The organism is Phocaeicola salanitronis DSM 18170, from assembly GCF_000190575.1.
GTDB classification, from domain to species: domain Bacteria; phylum Bacteroidota; class Bacteroidia; order Bacteroidales; family Bacteroidaceae; genus Phocaeicola; species Phocaeicola salanitronis.
On record NC_015164.1, the window covers coordinates 1732941 to 1752858 of the forward strand.

The 19918-nt window shown below is 44.9% G+C and carries 11 protein-coding genes; 5 read left to right on the forward strand and 6 right to left on the reverse strand.

Annotated features, from left to right (window positions below; all coding sequences use genetic code 11):
* The 6 genes from BACSA_RS07665 to BACSA_RS07690 form a co-directional block, all read right to left on the reverse strand.
* Positions 1 to 3972 (reverse strand): hybrid sensor histidine kinase/response regulator transcription factor, encoded by a 3972-nt coding sequence (locus BACSA_RS07665; protein WP_041584294.1) that lies wholly within the window; start codon positions 3970 to 3972, stop codon positions 1 to 3.
* 258 nt (positions 3973 to 4230) lie between these two features.
* Complete coding sequence (locus BACSA_RS07670; RefSeq protein ID WP_041583933.1) at positions 4231 to 5787, reverse strand: RagB/SusD family nutrient uptake outer membrane protein; 1557 nt, start codon at positions 5785 to 5787, stop codon at positions 4231 to 4233.
* 22 nt (positions 5788 to 5809) lie between these two features.
* On the reverse strand, positions 5810 to 8884 hold the full coding sequence (locus BACSA_RS07675; RefSeq protein ID WP_013617541.1) for a SusC/RagA family TonB-linked outer membrane protein: 3075 nt from the start codon (positions 8882 to 8884) through the stop codon (positions 5810 to 5812).
* Positions 8885 to 8895: 11 nt separating this feature from the next.
* On the reverse strand, positions 8896 to 10506 hold the full coding sequence (locus BACSA_RS07680) for a hypothetical protein (protein ID WP_245546625.1): 1611 nt from the start codon (positions 10504 to 10506) through the stop codon (positions 8896 to 8898).
* Positions 10507 to 10627: 121 nt separating this feature from the next.
* Positions 10628 to 11872, reverse strand: a complete 1245-nt coding sequence (locus BACSA_RS07685; protein WP_013617543.1) for an MFS transporter — start codon at positions 11870 to 11872, stop codon at positions 10628 to 10630.
* Complete coding sequence (locus BACSA_RS07690) at positions 11869 to 12924, reverse strand: glycoside hydrolase family 130 protein (protein WP_013617544.1); 1056 nt, start codon at positions 12922 to 12924, stop codon at positions 11869 to 11871. The genes BACSA_RS07685 and BACSA_RS07690 overlap by 4 nt, the downstream gene beginning before the upstream one ends.
* Before the next feature lie 545 nt (positions 12925 to 13469).
* Between BACSA_RS07690 and BACSA_RS07695 the strand changes: the two genes are divergently transcribed.
* From BACSA_RS07695 to hisD, 5 genes are all read left to right on the forward strand, one after another.
* Positions 13470 to 14078 carry an HU family DNA-binding protein gene (locus BACSA_RS07695; RefSeq protein WP_013617545.1) on the forward strand — a complete coding sequence of 203 codons (609 nt, stop codon included), beginning with the start codon at positions 13470 to 13472 and terminating at the stop codon, positions 14076 to 14078.
* Positions 14079 to 14203: 125 nt separating this feature from the next.
* Entirely contained in the window at positions 14204 to 15946 is a 1743-nt protein-coding gene (locus tag BACSA_RS07700) for a glutamine--tRNA ligase/YqeY domain fusion protein (RefSeq protein WP_013617546.1), read from the forward strand.
* Between the two features lie 63 nt (positions 15947 to 16009).
* Positions 16010 to 17476, forward strand: a complete 1467-nt coding sequence (locus BACSA_RS07705) for a tetratricopeptide repeat protein (RefSeq protein ID WP_013617547.1) — start codon at positions 16010 to 16012, stop codon at positions 17474 to 17476.
* Positions 17477 to 17721: 245 nt separating this feature from the next.
* The gene (gene hisG, locus BACSA_RS07710; RefSeq protein ID WP_013617548.1) at positions 17722 to 18573 is read left to right on the forward strand and encodes an ATP phosphoribosyltransferase; all 852 of its coding nucleotides are present in this window, start codon (positions 17722 to 17724) and stop codon (positions 18571 to 18573) included.
* Positions 18574 to 18596: 23 nt separating this feature from the next.
* Entirely contained in the window at positions 18597 to 19871 is a 1275-nt protein-coding gene (gene hisD / locus BACSA_RS07715; protein WP_013617549.1) for a histidinol dehydrogenase, read from the forward strand.
* The last annotated feature ends 47 nt before the right edge of the window (positions 19872 to 19918 follow it).

Here is a 19918-nt window from a genome sequence, read left to right on the forward strand (position 1 = left end):
TTAAGGTAGATTTCGCTCTGTACCAGCTTTATTCCGATAATCTTTTGGGGAATCGTTGTACTGCTTTTGGAACTCCCGGTAAAAATAAGACTTATTGGAAAAGCCGGCACGAAACATGACTTCAGATACGGTAATTTGTGTGGTGCGCAACAATTTGGCGGCATAGTCCAACCTGATTTCCCGGATAAATTCACTGGGAGTCTTATCCAGCACTTCTTTCAGACGACGATAGAAAGTGGCTTTGCTCATTCCCAAACTTTCTGCAATCCAAACAGGGCTCAAAGCCTCTTCATCAATATGTTCAGTAATAAGCCGGTAAACGTTTTCTATTAGTTCTTCATCATTAGCATGTAATGTCTTTCCGTTTTTGACTTTAATGGATGATAAGCTAGAATAAAAATAATTACGTAAAGACTCCTGTCTGGATATCAGGTTCTCGATGGTCGATTTGATTTGAAGTGGATGGAAAGGCTTTGTCAGATAACTGTTGGCACCCAGGTTACTCGCCTTTATCTGATCTTCAACCGAGTTTTTAGCAGAGATGACGACCAATGGGATGTAGCTAATGTTCGGATCGCTCTTGACAGCCTGAATGAAAGTAAAACCATCCATTCCATTCATGATGATGTCTGTAAGAATGATGTCTGGATGAGTTTTCTTTATTTTCTCCAATGCCTCTTTGCCATCTGCCGCTTCGAACACAATGTATCCCTTTAGAATATCGCGCAACAAATCCCGCAGATGTGCATCGTCTTCTACTATTAAGACATTTGCGTATTTTCCATAGAAGATATTGTCTTCTTTAGGGCTTTCCTCCATTGCTTCTTCGACTGGCGTATCCAACAGGAGAGAAGCAGTTCCGGCTGGCAATGGAGGGATAATAAGCTGGAACTGAGTATATTTTCCTACAATACTTTCTACCGAAATCTTGCCACCTAAAATACCGACTAAGCGTTTGGTTAAATTTAGTCCGATGCCGTGGCTCATGGTGTTGCCTGCATCAGAGGAAGCCGGAAATATCTTATAGCGGTCAAATATCTCCTGCATCTGTTTTTCGGTCAGCCCATTTCCCGAATTGCGTATCTTAAATAAGAGCGTATCACCATTTTCTTCAGTGACCTCTATCCATACATATCCCGAACGTGGAGTATATTTAAATGCATTTGACAAAAGATTGAAAAGTATTTTTTCCAGCGAATTACGATCTGAATATAGGGAAAAATTCTTGTCAATCTTTATTTGAAAGTCGATTTTGTTTTCCTTAAAAATGTCGACATAATTGTCGGTGACCGCAAGTATCAACCGCTCTACATCAATGGTTTCAGGACACAAATCCAAGTTTTCGTCACCTGCTTTCCGGAAGTTTACCAGTTCACGGATAAGCCGTTGCATACGTTCCGCATTATTTTTTATAATGGCAAGATATTTGTGCATCTCTTCGCTTAATCCTTTTTGTTCCAACAAATACTGCGCAGGGGTATAGATAAGAGTAAGAGGAGTGAAAAACTCGTGTGCTACATTGGCGTAGAAATCCAGTTTTGACTCGTACAATTTTTGTTCATGTTCTTTTTCCATCCGTGTTATCAGAATCTGTTTGCCGAGCCGGATACGTCCAATAATAACATGCCTGGCAATGTAGGCTATAATAATGCAGAACATAACATAAATGATGATAGCCGGTATACTGAACCACCAAGGATGATTTATTTTTATTGTCAGTTTATATAGATTATTCCCCCAAACTTTGTCACCGTTAGTAGTTTTTACTTCCAGTTTATAAGTTCCGGGAACCAATTGTGCAAAGCTGATATTAGGATTGTTTCCCAAAAAAATCCAATCAGAAGAAATATTGCTGAATCGATAGGCATATTCACAATTTTCGTTTTTTATAAAATCTTTTGTCAAGAATTTCAAGACAAAAGAACGTTCATCATAGTTTAGCTTCAAGATACCGTTTTTTATACGTGAAGGAATATTTTCATTAACATTGAATATTTTCAATTCATCCAAGACTATGGTTGGATTGAATGTGCGCAAATGGATGTTTTCAGGATTGAAATATGTGAAACCGTTTGCTCCACCAAAGAAAAGCGTATTTTTTGAGTCGCAAAAATAAGACCCATCGGCAAATTCGTCATTATGCAGACCGTCATTAAATGTGTAGTCGGTTATGTTTCCCGTAGCTACATCCAATTGAAAAATACCTTGGTTAGTACTTGCCCAAATGTTGCCTTTAGGGTCTTTCAGTATGCCGTGAATGGTTTTGTTTATCAGTTGCTCGGCATATTGTTCCATCAAAACCTTTCCTTTCCATTGTAATCTGTTTAAACCATAACTTGTGCCTATCCAAAGTCCGTCAGGATTTGAACATAAGCATAGAACATCATTGTTCGTAAGCTGTACGGATGTATAAAATTCTTCTAAGGATTCTATTTTATTGTTTGATAAGTCGATACGGTTGAGTCCTCCACCACGTGTCCCGAACCAGACGTAATCTCCAGAAGTATCATCGGATATGGTATATACGATATCGTTGTTCAATGGAATGTCTGCTACTTCGGAAGTGTATTGCTTGAAACCTGACACTTTGTATTTGCCTCGCTCTTTTGTCAGATTTATCTTGATAAGCCCATATCCGGATGTTCCTACCCACAACAGCGAATCATGGTGAGTAAAGCAGATACTGTATACCGATTGGAAGACTGGGTATTGTTGAGGAATATATAGTGGTTCAACCTTTTTTTCCCCTGCATATAAAATATCAATACCTTTACCTTCGGAACCGATAAAGATATCGTTATTGTGATTCTTTTTCAGAGCATAGACCGACATTGATTTCAATCCATGTGTTTCATCCAGAAATGAATGAAATTTCCGGTTCTGCTTGTCGAACAATTTGATACCACTACCTTTGGTTCCTACCAAAATGCGTTGGCTTTCATCTTCGGTAAAACACCGTACGGGATTGTCTGTCTTCACGGTTGAAAACAGAACTTCATAGGGATATAGTTGGATAATTCCTTGCCCGTCTGTACCTACCCATCTGATTTGTTGGCTTCCATTATAAAGGCATAATACAGAGGTCTGTTGTGGTATATCTGTTAATTGCTGATACTTTCCGTTTAATGAATCGTAACATATACACCCTCCTCCGATAAAACCTACATATAATTTTTGGTTTTCTAAAATGGCGCAAGCCGCTTCCTTATCTGTTTGCAGGTTGATGGTAGAAATGGTTTTCAGTTCTTTGTCGAATATGGAAACCGTTTGCGGAGTCAACGCAATCAGATGTTCTTCTGACAGCAATATACGGCTGACTTTTTCTAAAGGAAGTTCGTTTAAGGAGGAGCTTCCCTTTATCAGTTTATTGATATGGGAAGCCGCCTTTATATGACCGGTATTTGTAAGGAATATCACATGTCCGGATTTATCGATGAGAAAATCTGTAAACTCGGCACTAGAGGCTGCGTTCAAAGTCTGTGGAATATATTCGTCTTTATCTGCGTGATATAAGAATAGTCCGCGTCCTTTTACGAAACAGTAAATATCTCCGTCCGGTGTTTGAGCCAAAATATAAGAACGTTCCTGTTGAGGTATTTTATTACCTAAATAATAGCGTGTGACCGTTCGGGTTTGTTTGTTTAATTTATTGATGCCGTTGTCTGTAGCTATCCATAGGTATTCGCCAGATTCAATAATTTGACGAATGACATTGTTACTTAGGGTATTGGGATCTACTCTGCTGTACCTGAAAGAAATGAAAGAACGCCCATTATAGGCATTAAGTCCGTCCCACGTTCCAATCCAAATAGTATGTTCTGAATCTTCTATAATGCAATTGACCGAATTGTTGTTCAATCCGTTGATGTTTGATAATTGTTTGGAAACATAAGTATCCTCACTATATGCCGGATATGCAATTATCAGTAGTAAAACAAGTAGCAGGTGATATGGTAAATGTTTATTTTTCATGGATGCAGTCATAGTATAAGATACAAAGATAGTGTTTTTTCAATTTCTTTTGTCTGATAAGACATAAAATTGTTGAGCCGAAAAAAGAATGTAGTGTAGAATGACTAAAACACAGCTTCATAAGACACAAAGCAGTGTTTATACTCTGCGCACTTATGCAGCTGTGTTTGATGGATGTAGGGATTATATATGCACCGGCCGATGGAAGTATATGCATTGGCAGGTACATATATAAGCAACTGCAACCTGAGATAATTATCAATATCCCGGATTCTGAACTAATATACCGTTTGTCCGATCGATTTCACCTTGCGGTACAGGAAGCAGGTAATCACGCGCATCATCAAAATTTCGCCCTTTAGAGGTGTCATATTTTTGTGCATACGCATGCATCACTTCACCGAAACGTTTCTGACGCATCAAGTCATCCCGGCGCCATCCTTCCATAGCCAGTTCACAACGGCGCTCGTGCCAGATGATTTCACGCAAACGACTTTGGTCGGTCACCGTAATGTCGGGAAGGGTGTTTGCTGTAGTTTGAGGCACATATACCTGCTTATCCCTGCGCGGGTCTACGGGGTTGGTGTTGCGTGCGCGGCTTCTCACTTGATTCAAATACGTAAGAGCCTGTGCCGGCTTTCCATTCTCATTCAAGACTTCGGCATAGAGCAACAAGATATCGGCATAGCGGATCATTCGGATGTTATAACTGATCATCCATGGATCAAATCCTACTTTATCAGCCGAAGGTACCGTCATCTTGTAATCATGAAATCCTGTTTCAGAACCTGAATTGTCTTGTTCTTCTGTATCTCCTGCATATCTGTCACCTGTCCGGGTGAAAATGTAAGTGATGCGTGGGTCATCGGCATCGAATGCGTCATAAAGATCTTGTGTAGGGACATGGAAGCCATATCCTTGGTAAGATGAAGAGCCTCCGCGGCTGGTAAAATAGTGAGGCACATTCGTACCTGTGGCGATATTCCGGTCGTATACTTTATTGGGTATCTCGAATACCGATTCAGAACCGTTCTCATATTCAGGACGCCAGTTCATCCCATAATCGGGCAAAAGCTGGTAATCTCCATCTGTTTCCACCATTTCGTGCAAGACGGTTTCCGCTGATGTGAAATCGCCACGGAACATATAAGTTTTGGCAAGCATTGCCTTGGCGAATCCACGTGTCAAGCGGTAGGCATCGGCTTCGTCATATTCTCCTTTTGCAGGGAGCGTGGAAGCATCTGTGAGGTCTTGTATGATTTGTGTATATATGTCATCTTCCGAGGCACGGGGAATGGTTAATACCTCGGCCGGCAGCATAGGTTGGGTGAGCAAGGGAACCCCTCCGAAAGTCGTAACCAGGCAATAATAGCCGAAGGCACGCAAGGCTTTTGCTTCCTTTGCGTAGCGTTCCAGCAGGTCTTTGTCGCCTGCTGCATCCGGTGCGTGATAGATAACATCGTTGCATCGGTTAATCAGGCGGTAAAGAATTTCCCAGCGCCGCCCTACTTCTCCATTAGTCGTATAGACGGTGAAGTCGGACAAATCACGCACTTCCGCACGGTCTCCGTCTCCGTTCCCTCCTTTCAGTGCATCATCGGTGCTGCAATCGCCTACGAAGTAATGGTTCAATGCATATTCGTTCCACGTGGTGCGTAATTGCAGATAAGCACCGGTCAAAGCTTGTTCAATTTCAGAGTCGGTCTGGTAATAGTTTTCACTGGTTGTCTTTCCATAGCTGGGTTCATCCAACGAACAACTATGGAAGCTTATGCCTGCCAGCAGACAAGCCAATAGAATGATATTTCTTTTCATAATTCTCATGATTGATTAAGGTTTAGAATTGTAAGTTAACTCCAAAAGTAAATGTCCGTGAGCTGGGGTAATGAGTATTATCCACACCCATATCCAGCGGATTGTCTACGCCAATTTCAGGGTCAAGTCCACTATATCCGGTCAGGGTGAATACATTTTGCCCGCTCAGGTAAAGGCGGCAACTGGAGAACAGCTTGGTCTTTTTGCAGATGTGTGAAGGCAAAGTGTAGCCTATCTGCATGTTTTGCAAACGTAAATATGAACCGTCTTCTACATAAAATGAAGAAGCACGCATATTGTTGTTGGTATCAGAGTTAGTGATACGTGGATATTTAGCATCTACGTCTCCATCTGTCCGCCAGGCATCGGTCCAGGCTTCTGCCAGTGCGTTCTGGCTTCCGGCTGCAGATAATGTTCCTTTAGCTGTGTTCCAGATATCATTACCAATGGTTCCTTGGAATGCCATGCTTACATCGAAGTTCTTATAGCTGAAACCCAAATTAAATCCATAAATCAGATCCGGATTCGGATTACCGATGAAAGTACGGTCTTCGTCATCGTTCAGTTCGCCGATGCCATCACCCAGTTTAGCGAATTTGAAATCACCCGGCTGTGCATTGGGTTGGATTTTGTTACCTTCCTTGTCCACATAATTATCTATTTCTTCCTGGTTTTGGAAGATACCGATTTGCTTGTATCCCCAAAAACGCCCGATAGGACCTCCTACATAGGTACGTGAGTTGCTTCCGCTCAAATATTCAGAAGTCAGCCGGGTCACTTTGGTCTTGTAAGTAGACATATTCAACCCTATGTTGTAATTGAAATCCTTTCCGATATGGTTACGATAATTCAGTACCAGTTCGAAACCGGTATTTTTCAAGTCACCTGCATTGAAGAAAGGACTATTGGCAAAGGCTCCAAATGAAGGTATAGGCATTTGCAACAACATATCGCTGGTCTTTTTTACATAGAAGTCCATAGTAACATCCAGACTTCCGCGGAAGAATGACATATCCAGTCCGACGTTGGTTTGCTGGCTGGTTTCCCATTTGATATCCGCATTTCCTGTATAAGTAGGCACATATCCTTGTGAATATCCGTTTCCGAAATACCACTGGTTCTCATTATTGGTACCGATAAGCGTGAGCGGAGCATCGCGGTCAATGCGCTGGTTTCCGTTTTGCCCCCAACCGACACGTAGTTTCAAGTTGGAGATGATATTCTCGATATGCCAGTTGCGGAAGAATGTTTCGTTATTGATTCTCCACCCCAAAGATACCGAAGGGAAATATCCCCAACGGTTCCCTTTGGCAAAGCGTGAAGAACCATCGGCACGAAAGTTTACCGTAGCCAAATAGCGGTCATCATACGAGTAATTAATACGTCCCAGATAAGAGAGCATGGCTGAAGTTTCTTTTCCTCCAGAAGTCTGATCGCCCACGGTCTGTGCATCAAGGATGTGATAGATGTCATCATTTCCTAACGCACCACGTTTGAATGCATTAATGCCTTCTGAACTATTCTTTTCATAAGTCATGGCAATCATGGCATCCAAGGTATTCTTTCCAAAAGTCGTGTTATAGTTCAAGCGTTGTTCCACTAAATAGTTGAACACGACCGAGCTGTTATTAGTCAACTGGGTTTCGGTCTGGTATTTGCTTCCCGTATTGGCAAGGTTGTCTTCCGAAAATGTAGACTGGTATGCCGGACGGAAATCCTTGAATACATCGTGATTGCGTTCAAAACTATATTGTACGCGATAGGTTAATCCTTTAAACAACTTCACCTGGGCGAATACATTTCCGAATACATTAAATTTGTCGTTGTACCGGTCAGGTAATTCCAACATCGCTACCGGATTCGGATCAAACGACCATTCGGTAGGCGCATATTTGTTATACTCATAATTGGCAGAAGAAGGGTCTACCAGCGGATTGATAACCGGTGTAAACGGATCGGCCTTTTGAATGAAGTCGAACGAAGGAATAGCTCCAGCATCCCGTTGCTTGATTTTAGCGGCATTCAAAGTAGTTCCTACCGTAATGTAATCGTTGATGTCATATTCTTGATTCAAACGCAAGGACAGGCGGTTGAATTCAGTGGTAATGATGGCACCTTGGTCTCCTACATACCCTAAGCTTACAGAAGTCCTCGATTTGTCCGTTCCTTTACGGATGCTGATGTTGTAATTTTGGGTGAAAGCTGTGCGAGTCACTTCGTCCCACCAGTTGGTATCATAGCCTTTGTGGTACTGGTTGGTAAACTTTTCCTTCTGGCTGTTCTGGAAATTAGCATCGTTCTTGTAGGCTTCCATGATGAAATTATAGAACTGGTCACTATTCATCATATCAAGTGCCTTATAACTGTTCTTGATGCCGACATAAGCATCCAAGGTTACGGTTGTTTCCCCCTTTATACCTCCTTTAGTGGTAATCAGAATAACACCGTTTGAACCTCGTGATCCATAGATAGCACAAGCGGATGCATCTTTTAATACTTCGATCCGATCGATGTCTGCTGGGTTTAAGCTGCTGATATTATCCATGAATTGACCATCGACAACATAGAGCGGATTATTGTCATTGACCGTTCCTAAACCACGAACACGGATGACTGCATCCGAACCCGGTTGTCCGGAACTGGAAGCGACAAACACACCGGCGGCCTTTCCTGTAAGCAGTTCAGACGCATTTGATACAGCATAGTTTTTAATATCCTTGCTGCTGATAGACGCTAACGAACCGGTCAAGTCGCTTTTCTTTTGTGTACCATAACCGACTACTACGATTTCATCCAGTTCATTGTCTGTTACCAGCTTTACGTCATATGTTCCGCTTGCTGATATGGTAAGTTGTTCAGTCCTATATCCAATATAAGAATAAGAGACTTTGTCAGACGTTATTTCAAACATATATTTGCCATCCAAATCCGTAATGGCACCATTGGTAGTTCCGACTTCTATGACAGAGACACCAATTAGAGGTTCACCTGTAGAGGCATCATACACAGTTCCTGAAATTTTCTTTACGTCTTGTGCCCATGTTGTAAATGTACCAACCAAGAGTAAAAACATCAAACTTAATAAATGCTTATTCATAGTTTTAAAGATTATTGATATGAAATGATATGTTGCTTGTTCGCTATAATCTGATTATCGACCACATTTAACTTCGTACCTGCCGGAAGAATGACTATGACGCGAGCACTTTTGGCAGGAATACTGATTCCACCCTCTCCAGATACATCCTTTGCCACATATTCCTTTGCCACGATATCGAAAAGATCACATGGAGTTGAACTTCGGTAAATCACCGATTTCGTTTCACTATAAGGGTTATAATATAAATAAGTAGGATACGGACGGGCTGCATAAAAGTCGGTAGCGTTACAGTCCAACTGCAGAATTCCTTCTACGTTGGTCGTATTGACAATAGCTCCCAATATACCTACCGGTGAAGAACTGTACACACTGAACATACTTGCTGTGGGATTTCCCTTAATCCATTTCGGCCCGTCACCTATGGCTACCGGTGAAACATCTTTCAGTTCTTTCTTTCCATAATCATCGTGTTTCCGCAATCCTTCGTAAGCAATGGTATTGTTGGTCATGTCCTTCAGCTCGGGCGCCCATTGATGCTGTTCGTCAATATACCCCGGATAGAAGAGGCGGCAGGCACTGGCGTTGTTCAGCATCCATTTGCCTATAGCACAGGCATATTGAGGCTGATATTTTACCAACGGGATAAAAGGCCATGCCGGTTTGATGCTGTTCATCAAGAAGGCATATCCGCCACCGTCAGTGATGCTTCCCTGCAAACCGCTTACGTCATAATCACCCCATTTGCCGACAATAATACCCCAGCCGGTTCTTCCTGTCGGACTTTTACATCCGTCGAATACCCAATCGAAAAGCTTACCGATATCATAATGCGTACCCTCCGTTGCATTCAAGTAAGCAGCTGTATATACGCCCAACGGCAACAAAGCTTCATAGAAACGGCTTTCTTTCTGCGACAATAAAGCTTCTATGGCACTTTTGGCATGTTGCAGGTAACGCGGGTCACCGAATTTGCGGTAAGCACTCAGCAATACGTATGCATGTCCTCCTGCCGCATCCTGCTGCAAAGGAATGTGATTGACACCGCCCTGCATCTTTCCGTAATCGAAATACGAAAAATCATAATTGCCGTTCAATACAGAATCAGCTTTCACAAACTGTTCGGCAATGCTACGCTGGATTGCTTCAGCACCTTCTACATCGGGAAATACGTCGCACACGGCATAGTAAAGTGCATTGGGAAGCACATCGTACCACCAGTCACGTCCGTATCCTCCGCCTTCCATACCTACGGAAGAGGTGGTGTTGTTCATCACGATGTTCCAACCGGTATCCGAATTGAAATAGTTTTGAAGCATCTTGACGTAATTGTATCCATCCTGATTAGTCTTGTCAATACCGACCAGACCGGCTCCCAATACAGCAGCCAACGAATTGAGGCTTTCGTGAAACTCACCGTGATTGGCTTTTGGACCTTGACGGATATCGTTGATTGCCGTATACAGACCGAAAGTCGTTTGGTCTATATTCCGATGCGCATTGTCCAACCAGATCAGCGGTCCGGTCTGGCTCTTATTATTCCAGTCAAATACAAAGCGGTCGAAATCACGTGCTTTCTGTTTCCAGTCTATCATTTGGTAACTCTCCGGCATATCGGGCATTGAGTCCACCCGATGGATAGCGACCTGTTCTACGGGATTACCCCACGTCTGTTTCTCTGTACAAGCTGTGCTCAAAGCCAAAAGAACACAGGCTCCCATGATTTTACCTTTCATAAGTTCTTCAATTAGTATCAGTATGTTTAATAATGTTTTTCGCCAACGGATAAGCCAGCAGTTGCAGTCCGGCTACCACAATGAGCGCATATTTCAATGCAAAGTCCTGTGAAATACCATATGCCAGCACAAGGAAAAGTATCAATCCGGACGCTCTTCCTAGAAAAAGTCCGAACTCATGGCTTAGAATATAGGCGTATTCATTGCGCTTTTCTATCTTTGCCACCACATCTATCGTCCTCATCATGATAGGGAAATAAGCAAGATCGAACAAAGGCTGGAAAATCACCTTACACAGGACAAACAAAATTACACCGACCGCCGAATACAATAAACCATTCAGCAAGGTGCCGATGAAAAAGAGTACCAGCCCGCTTACGAATATCTTAATGCGATCTTCCGGACGTGCGATACGTCCCAAGATATAAACCAATAGGGCGGTCAATGCACCACTTACCCCTTGAATGACACCTAAAATGCCTTCGTCACCCACAAGTTTCAATACAAGGATGGCAGGAGCTGTAACCAAGAATCCTTGGACCATTCCTTTAAGCGCTGCCATAGCCAACATTTTTTTCCATAACCGGATGAACTTGAAATATAAGAAATTGGTTTCTCCCGGATTCTCGAAATTTCCTTTCCATAGCACACAACATGCAATGATTGTAATAATGACCACTGCAAGCGTTACTACCTGATAGGACTTGGTAATGTCAAACGCAATGCCCAAAACTTCCCTGCCATCCATCAAGCTGATGAAAGCGCCGATGACCAAAGGCACGCCGATAGATGACAATGAAAAGAAGAACGATTCCAGTCCGAAAAAATAATTCCGGTTATCATCTGTAGTATTGTTTAAAGCAAGCAGGTAACGGTTCGTCCAAAAGAATCCGGATGCCGCACCCATGAAGAAACCGGCTATGGCAAGTTCTGTAAATCCTAACGATTTGATGGTCATCATCAAATACATAGATATGCCACTAACCAAAATGCCAGCCGAATATAGTGCCTTAACACTGTATTTCCTTAACAAAAAACCATTCAGCAAAGAAGTAGTCACTATGCCTATATACATTGCCAATTGGTAAAAAGCCACCATAGCCGGGTCGCTGGTGCTACGCATAACGTAGGCACCGACAAAGATTTCTACAACAGGAAGCACCAATGCGTAAAACATATTGGTAACCAAAAGAATACGCATATTCGGTTCCTGTTGTTTGAAAAACTGATATTCTTTAGCCAGTTTGTTCATTGGGCTGTCACATTTAAGGTTTTCAATATCTCCTTAATTGAAAGTTCGGCACGACAAATCACTTCATCGCTGGCGCCATAATACATGGTAATAGTATCCCCTTCCACCAAATGTCCGTTGGTAAAGACTACATTACCGAAGAATCCGGTCTGCTCATACAAAGCAATGGGTTCCATAATAGGTTCTTCACTGCGTGCCAGAACTTTAGACGGGTCATTCAAATCGAGCAAGAGTGCACCTAAACAATATCTGTGATTGAAATCAGCACCGTGATAGATTTCCAGCCAGCCAGCCTCTGTTTTAATGGGAGGGGCACCTGCACCCACGCGTGCGCAATCCCACATTCCTTCACGGGTAGTAGCCACACACTGATGATTGCCCCAGTGTTTCCGGTCGGGCGATTCAGCCAGCCAAATATAGTTTCCACCCAGTTCCGGACTGCTGGGACGATGAAATGCATAATACATATCATTGATTTTCTCTTCGAACAAAGCACAGTCTTTGTTGTGCGGCGGGAAAATCATGCCGTAACGGTTAAAGCTTTTCCAATCGTTTGTGTGCATCAGCCCTACTCCTACAGCTACGGAAGACACTTCGGTAAAAGTTAGATAAAAGCCTTCGGAAGTAGTAGCTACTCGGCAATCTTCAATTCCGAATGCTTCCAGTTTACCTTTTCCAAAGATAGGCGGATAGTCGGGCTCATCCTGAAAATGAATCCCATCCGTACTTGATACCAATCTCAAATACGACATAGTGGTCAGGTAATTTTTCCCTTGATAGCCGATAACCCGCGGGTCGGAAGCATCCAGTCGGGGATCATCTTCCGCAAACGACATAATCTTAACTTTTCCTTCTTCATCATAAATAGGAAAACTGATAATGCCTTTTTGCTGTACCGGACGTTCGGCAACACGGAGCAACAACCACGTCTTACCTTGATACTTAAAAACTCCGGGATTGAGTAAGCAAGTAATTTCCATCCCTTCGATGCCTGCCTTCAAATTCTTGGGAGAAAGCAGCGGATTGTGTTCACATCTTTTTGCTATATCCATAGTATTGTTGTTTAGAAATAATTGATTGTTTTTCGGCTGCAAAAGTATAGTCAAAGGTCAATCATCCCGTTCACTATGTTCTCAATGTGGTATATAAATGTTGTAAAACATATAGAGAGAATAAAAATGCAAACAAATATACAATACATTAATAATCAGTAAATTACAACTAAAATACAGGTATATTATATTCTCAAAAAGGTATATTATAGTCTTTTGAAGAATAAGAATATACAAATTATGACTTGAAAGGGAAAATCTGACACATTATCAACAACCTTAAAAGTCCTGTTATTCCAGAACAAGAGAAAGGGTCGGTTTGATGTCGGTTGCTGAAATTTTCTCATTTTCTCCCCCAAACATTTGCTTTCGCACTTGGTTTGTATTATCTTTACAGACGTTTCAGTTCTATATTCCATGGGCTGGAACGTATATTCCACGCCTTGGAATGTATATTCCAGCCCATGGAATGTACATTCCGCGCCGTGGAATGTAAAATATATATTGCCGGAAACAGATTATAAACCTTAATATATCATATTATCATGGATGCTCTTTATGATTTCTTGCCTGTGCCTTCTGCCAATGCGGAAGACACCACACCACGCCTTTACCCTAAAATCGTGTCGAAAGGGACGGTTACGTTCGAGAAGCTGACCGAACAAATCGCCAACCATTCGGGACTGACCAAGGGGACCATCCTTGCCGTGATGGATGAAATAGAATATTGGACCGCACAATACTTGTCGGACGGATACCGGGTGCAGATAGGGAACATCGGCACGGCTTCGGTCTCGCTCAAAGCCAATACGGAGGTGTACGACCCCTCGGACGTGCATGCCCAGTCTATCCGGTTCAGTAAAGTAAGGCTCACGGCTTCGAAGAAATTCACCAAGCAATGCCAGGGGAACGTGCTCCGCGCGCCTTCCGGAAAGAAAATCTTACGGAATCCCAAGGTGCATTCGGAAGAAGAAAGGCTGCAGCTCCTCCAGTCGTATCTGGAAAGCCACGCCTATATCACCCTGAAAGCATACGGCGAACTGGCAGGACTGCCCAAGACCACCGCCTGGCGCGACCTGAACAAGTGGACGGAAGCACACCTTATCGGCATCGAAGGACGCGCGCCGCACCGGGTGTATGTGAAGCTTCCGTAAGACCTGCGCTGCCCCTACCGTCCCGTGCACCATAGAAGCATCACGCATTTTATTCTTTACATTTTTCTATTTAGAAAAAGAATCACTATTTTTGCAACCGATAAGTGTAAAAACAAGAAAGCGCTATGACTGAAATGAATGCAACGGAAAGTTCAGAAAAGAAAAGCCTGAACTTCATCGAACAAATTGTGGAGAAAGACTTGAAAGAAGGCAAGAACGGGGGAAGAGTACAGACCCGGTTCCCGCCCGAACCGAACGGATACTTACACATCGGACATGCCAAAGCCATCTGCATGGACTTCGGCATCGCCAAGAAATACGGAGGCGTATGCAACCTGCGCTTCGATGATACCAACCCCACGAAGGAAGACGTGGAATACGTAGAATCTATCAAGGAAGACATCCAGTGGCTGGGATTCCAATGGGGAAATGAATATTATGCGTCCGATTACTTCCAGCAATTGTGGGACTTCGCCATCCGCCTCATCAAGGAAGGGAAAGCGTATGTGGACGAACAGACCTCGGAAGAGATAGCGGCACAAAAGGGTACGCCGACCCAGCCGGGAACGGAAAGCCCGTACCGCAACCGCCCCGTGGAAGAAAGCCTCGACCTGTTCCAGAAGATGAACGCCGGCGAGATAGAGGAAGGCAAGATGGTGCTCCGTGCCAAGATTGACATGGCAAGCCCGAACATGCACTTCCGCGACCCGATTATCTACCGTGTGGTGAAGACCCCGCACCACCGCACAGGTGATACATGGAAGGCATACCCGATGTATGACTTCGCCCACGGGCAAAGCGATTATTTCGAAGGGGTGACCCACTCGCTCTGCACGCTGGAGTTTGTGCCCCACCGCCCCTTGTACGACTTGTTTGTAGACTGGGTGAAAGAAGGCAAGGACCTGGACGACAACCGCCCGCGCCAGTACGAGTTCAACAAGCTGAACCTGAGTTACATCCTGCTGAGCAAGCGCAACCTCTTGATTCTGGTGAAAGAAGGGCTGGTAAACGGATGGGACGACCCCCGTATGCCGACCTTGTGCGGATTCCGCCGGAGAGGATATTCGCCCGAATCCATCCATAAGTTTGTGGACAAAATCGGATATACCACCTACGACGCGCTGAACGATTTCGCCCTGCTGGAAAGCGCGGTACGTGAAGACCTCAACGCCCGTGCCACCCGTGTGTCGGCGGTGCTGAATCCGGTAAAGCTCATCCTGACCAACTATCCCGAAGGGCAGGTAGAGGAAATGGAGGCCGTCAACAATCCTGAAGACCCGAATTCGCCCGTTCATACCATCGAGTTCAGCCGTGAACTCTGGATAGAGCGCGAAGACTTTATGGAGAACGCGCCGAAGAAATACTTCCGCATGACGCCGGGACAGGAAGTGCGCCTGAAGAACGCGTACATCGTGAAATGTACCGGATGCAAGAAAGACGAAGACGGAAATGTCATCGAGGTATATGCCGAATACGACCCGCACACCAAGAGCGGCATGCCCGAAGCCAACCGCAAGGTGAAAGGCACCCTGCACTGGGTGAGCTGCAACCATTGCCTGAAAGCGGAAGTGCGCCTGTACGACCGCTTATGGAAGGTGGAGAACCCGCGCGACGCTATGGCGGCTATCCGCGAAGAAAAGAACTGCTCGGCACTGGAAGCCATGAAAGAGATGATCAATCCCGACTCGCTGAAGGTGTTGGACGAATGCTACGTGGAGAAGTATCTTGCCGATGCCAAACCGCTCGATTACCTCCAGTTCCAGCGCATCGGATATTTCACGCCGGACAAGGACTCTACGGCTGAGCATCTTATCTTCAACCGTACCGTATCATTGAAAGATACGTGGAGCAAAATCAGTCAGAAATAAATCATGAGGGACTAGGTGCCAGGCAGTAGATACCTAGTCCCTAAATACAAAACCAGACACAACATGCAAGAAGATCCAGCTTCTGTTTTCAGCCAACCCGAATTTAAAGCATCCCTCGCCAAATATGAACAAATGATTCAAGACGGCATTCATGTCTACTTCGAAGCAGAAGAACTTACCTTGATAGCCGAATACTATGCCAATGCCGGAGACATGAAAAGTTCGGAAGAAGCCATTGATTACGCGATAAGCCTCCATCCGGAAAACCTTGACGTGCAAATTTACAAATGCCATACCTTGTTCAGCCACAAGAAAATACAGGAAGCCCAACAATTGCTTTATTCCTTGCCGGACCAGAACGATTATGAGGTCCGGCTGCTATACACCGAACTGGCATTGATACAAGGCGATGCGGAAAAAGCAAAATGCCTGTTCGAACAATGCTACGAAGAGAATCCATACATCGAAACATTGTTCGACATCGGCCAGCTGTACCTGGACTACCGGATGAAGAACGAGGCTTATCCATGGATATTGAAAGCGTTTAAGCAAGAGCCCGAAAATCCCGAAGCCATCGAACTGATGGCTTCCTTCCAGTATATGTCCGAAAACTGGCCTGAAGCGGAAAAGTTATACAACCGCTTGCTGGACGAATTCCCTTACAATACAGACACATGGCTGAACTTATCCAAATGCCATTACCAGCAGGGACAGATAGAACAAGCCATCGAAGCGCTTGATTTCGCTCTTGCCATTGACGACACCAGCCTGTTCGCCCGGGAACTGAAAGCGCATTGCTACCTGGATCTGGGAGAAAGCGAAAAAGCCTTGCAGTGCCTCGGCTATATCGAGTCGCATACGAAAGACAAGCCCTATATCTGGGATATCCTGACACGCGTCCATTTCGAGTTAGGAAACTATGAAGAAGTATTGGAGTATAGCGATAAACTGCTTGCCCAAGGTGACCTGCCCAAAGAAAGCGACAAGACAGGCGACATCTACTTTCTCCGCATAATGGCATATATGTTCACCGGCGGGGTAGTCGATGCCACCATGACCCTTCGCGATTGGTTTCGCATCGACACGGAGGATTACCGGGCTTACATTCTGGAAGGGGAACTGCTGATGCAGCTCGAAAAGTACGAGGATGCGAGAGACTTCTTTACGCATGCCATCAAGATTTGTCCCGACCCCAAAGCGGCGTTTACCTACATCGCCACAGTCTTTTTCCGGAATTCTTTTTTCCAGGAAGCCTTGGATATCTATCAGGAACTGGAAGCATACAATCCCTCCGATACAGAACACTTCAGCTATTCCATGGCTTATTGCCATTTCCGCTTAAACCACAAGGAAGAGATGCTCATGTATCTGGTGCGCGGAAGTGTCTATACCCCTGAAGTCATGAAAGGCCAAGGCCCGGATTTCGACTTGGGTTATGACGAGATATTCTTCCGCCTGGGGGCAGATATTCTTCATAAAATAGAACAAGGCGAAATAGACCCTACGCCTTTTTTGAACAAAAAAGCATAAAACCGGAAGCAAAACCAAACTTTTTCTGATAAATATTTGGATAATCCGAACAAACGCTTTACATTTGCGAAGCAATAAACACAAGAGAACATGAGAAATTACACTACACATCGCCATCATCATTACCTGACGTAAACATACGGTGGGCTGAAGGGTCGTGTAAATTTCTTTATAAGATAATAGGCTTGCCGTAAATGCGGTAAGCCTTTTTTATTTCAGGAAAATCACTAAAAAACACATACGATATGTTAAGAATTGCCGTACAATCGAAGGGCCGCCTGTTTGATGACACCATGGCTCTGTTAAACGAAGCAGACATTAAAATCTCTACTTCCAAACGCACCTTGCTTACCCAAGCAAGCAACTTCCCGGTAGAAGTGCTCTTTCTCCGCGACGATGATATCCCTCAAACCATAGCCAGCGGAGTGGCGGATATCGGCATCGTAGGCGAAAACGAATTTGCGGAACGAAACGAGAAAGCCGACCTCATTTACCGCCTCGGATTCAGCAAATGCCGCCTCTCGTTAGCCATACATAAGGAAGAACCTTACGAAGGGCTTTCATGGTTCGAAGGCAAGAAGATAGCCACTTCTTATCCGGGCATCCTCCGGAGCTTTCTGGATAAAAACAACATCCGGGCGGATATACACGTCATTACGGGGTCGGTAGAGATTGCACCGGGAATCGGGCTTGCCGATGCCATCTTCGACATCGTAAGCTCCGGCTCTACCCTTATCAGCAATAACCTGAAAGAAGTGGAAACGGTGATGAAAAGCGAAGCCGTACTCATCGGTTATCCCGGGCTTTCGGAAGAGAAGAAAGAAATTCTCAGCCAGCTCTTGTTCCGCATCGAAGCCGTAAAAGCCGCCGAAGAGAAGAAATACGTATTGATGAACGCACCTACCGACAAGGTGCAGGAAATCATCGAAGTGCTTCCGGGCATCAAGAGCCCTACCATCATGCCCCTTGCCACCGAAGGCTGGAGCAGCGTACACACGGTGCTCGACCAGAAATGTTTTTGGGAAATCATCGGCAAGCTGAAAGCGCTCGGCGCACAAGGCATCCTGGTATTGCCCATCGAGAAAATGATTTTGTAAATGAATCCAAGAAATTAAGCACCATGAACATTATCCGTTATCCTGAACGTGCCGAATGGAACAACGTGCTGAAACGCTCGGCACTACACACCGAAGACATACGCCCTGCCGTACAGGAAATTATCGGCAAGGTACGCACGGAAGGCGACCGTGCCTTATATGAATATGAAGAAAAGTTCGACAAGGTAAAGCTGGCTTCGCTTATCGTGACTCCAGAAGAATTTGACGAAGCCGGAAAAGCCCTCGAAAGCGGACTGAAGGAAGCCATCCTGCGCGCCTTGGAAAATATCCGCGCCTTTCATGCCGCACAAAAGTTCGAAAGCAAGAAAGTGGAAACCGTTCCGGGTGTGACCTGCTGGCAAAAGGCGGTTCCCATCGAGAAGGTAGGGCTGTACATCCCGGGCGGAACGGCTCCCCTCTTCTCTACCGTCCTGATGCTCGCCACTCCGGCACAAATAGCCGGATGCAAGGAAATCATACTCTGCTCGCCTCCCAATACGGAAGGAAAGATACACCCCGCCATCCTGTTTGCGGCGCAAGCGGCAGGCGTAAAAAAGGTGTTCAAAGCCGGAGGCGTACAAGCCATAGCTGCCATGGCATACGGAACGGAAAGCGTTCCCAAGGTATATAAGATATTCGGACCGGGAAACCAATATGTCACTGTTGCCAAGCAGGAAGTATCCTTGCGCGACGTGGCGATAGACATGCCTGCGGGTCCTTCGGAGGTGGCTGTACTTGCCGACGAGACCGCCAATCCGGTATTCGTGGCATCCGACCTCCTTTCGCAAGCCGAGCATGGCGTGGATAGCCAGGCCGTCCTGATTACAACATCCGAAACCTTGCTCCGTGAAACCCAAGCCGAAGTGGAACGCCAGCTTGCCGCACTCCCGCGCAAAGCCATAACCGAAAAATCACTGGAATCGAGCAGGCTGATATTGGTGAAAGACCTGAACGAAGCCCTTGATATGGTAAACGAATATGCTCCCGAACACCTGATTATCGAAACGAAAGACTATCAGGACATCGCCGAACGGGTCATCAATGCAGGTTCGGTATTCTTAGGCCCGTATGCACCCGAAAGTGCCGGCGATTATGCTTCGGGCACCAACCATACCCTGCCTACCAACGGATACGCAAAAGCCTATAGCGGAGTAAGCCTGGATAGCTTTATCCGCAAAATCACCTTCCAGGAAATCACCCGCGAAGGCATCCGCACCTTGGGCCCGACCATTCAGGTTATGGCAGAGAACGAGCACCTCGACGCGCATAAGAACGCCATAACGGTACGGCTTTTATAGAAGTTAAAGGAGGTTATTTCAAGGAGTAAAAGGGAGTTAGAGGCCAA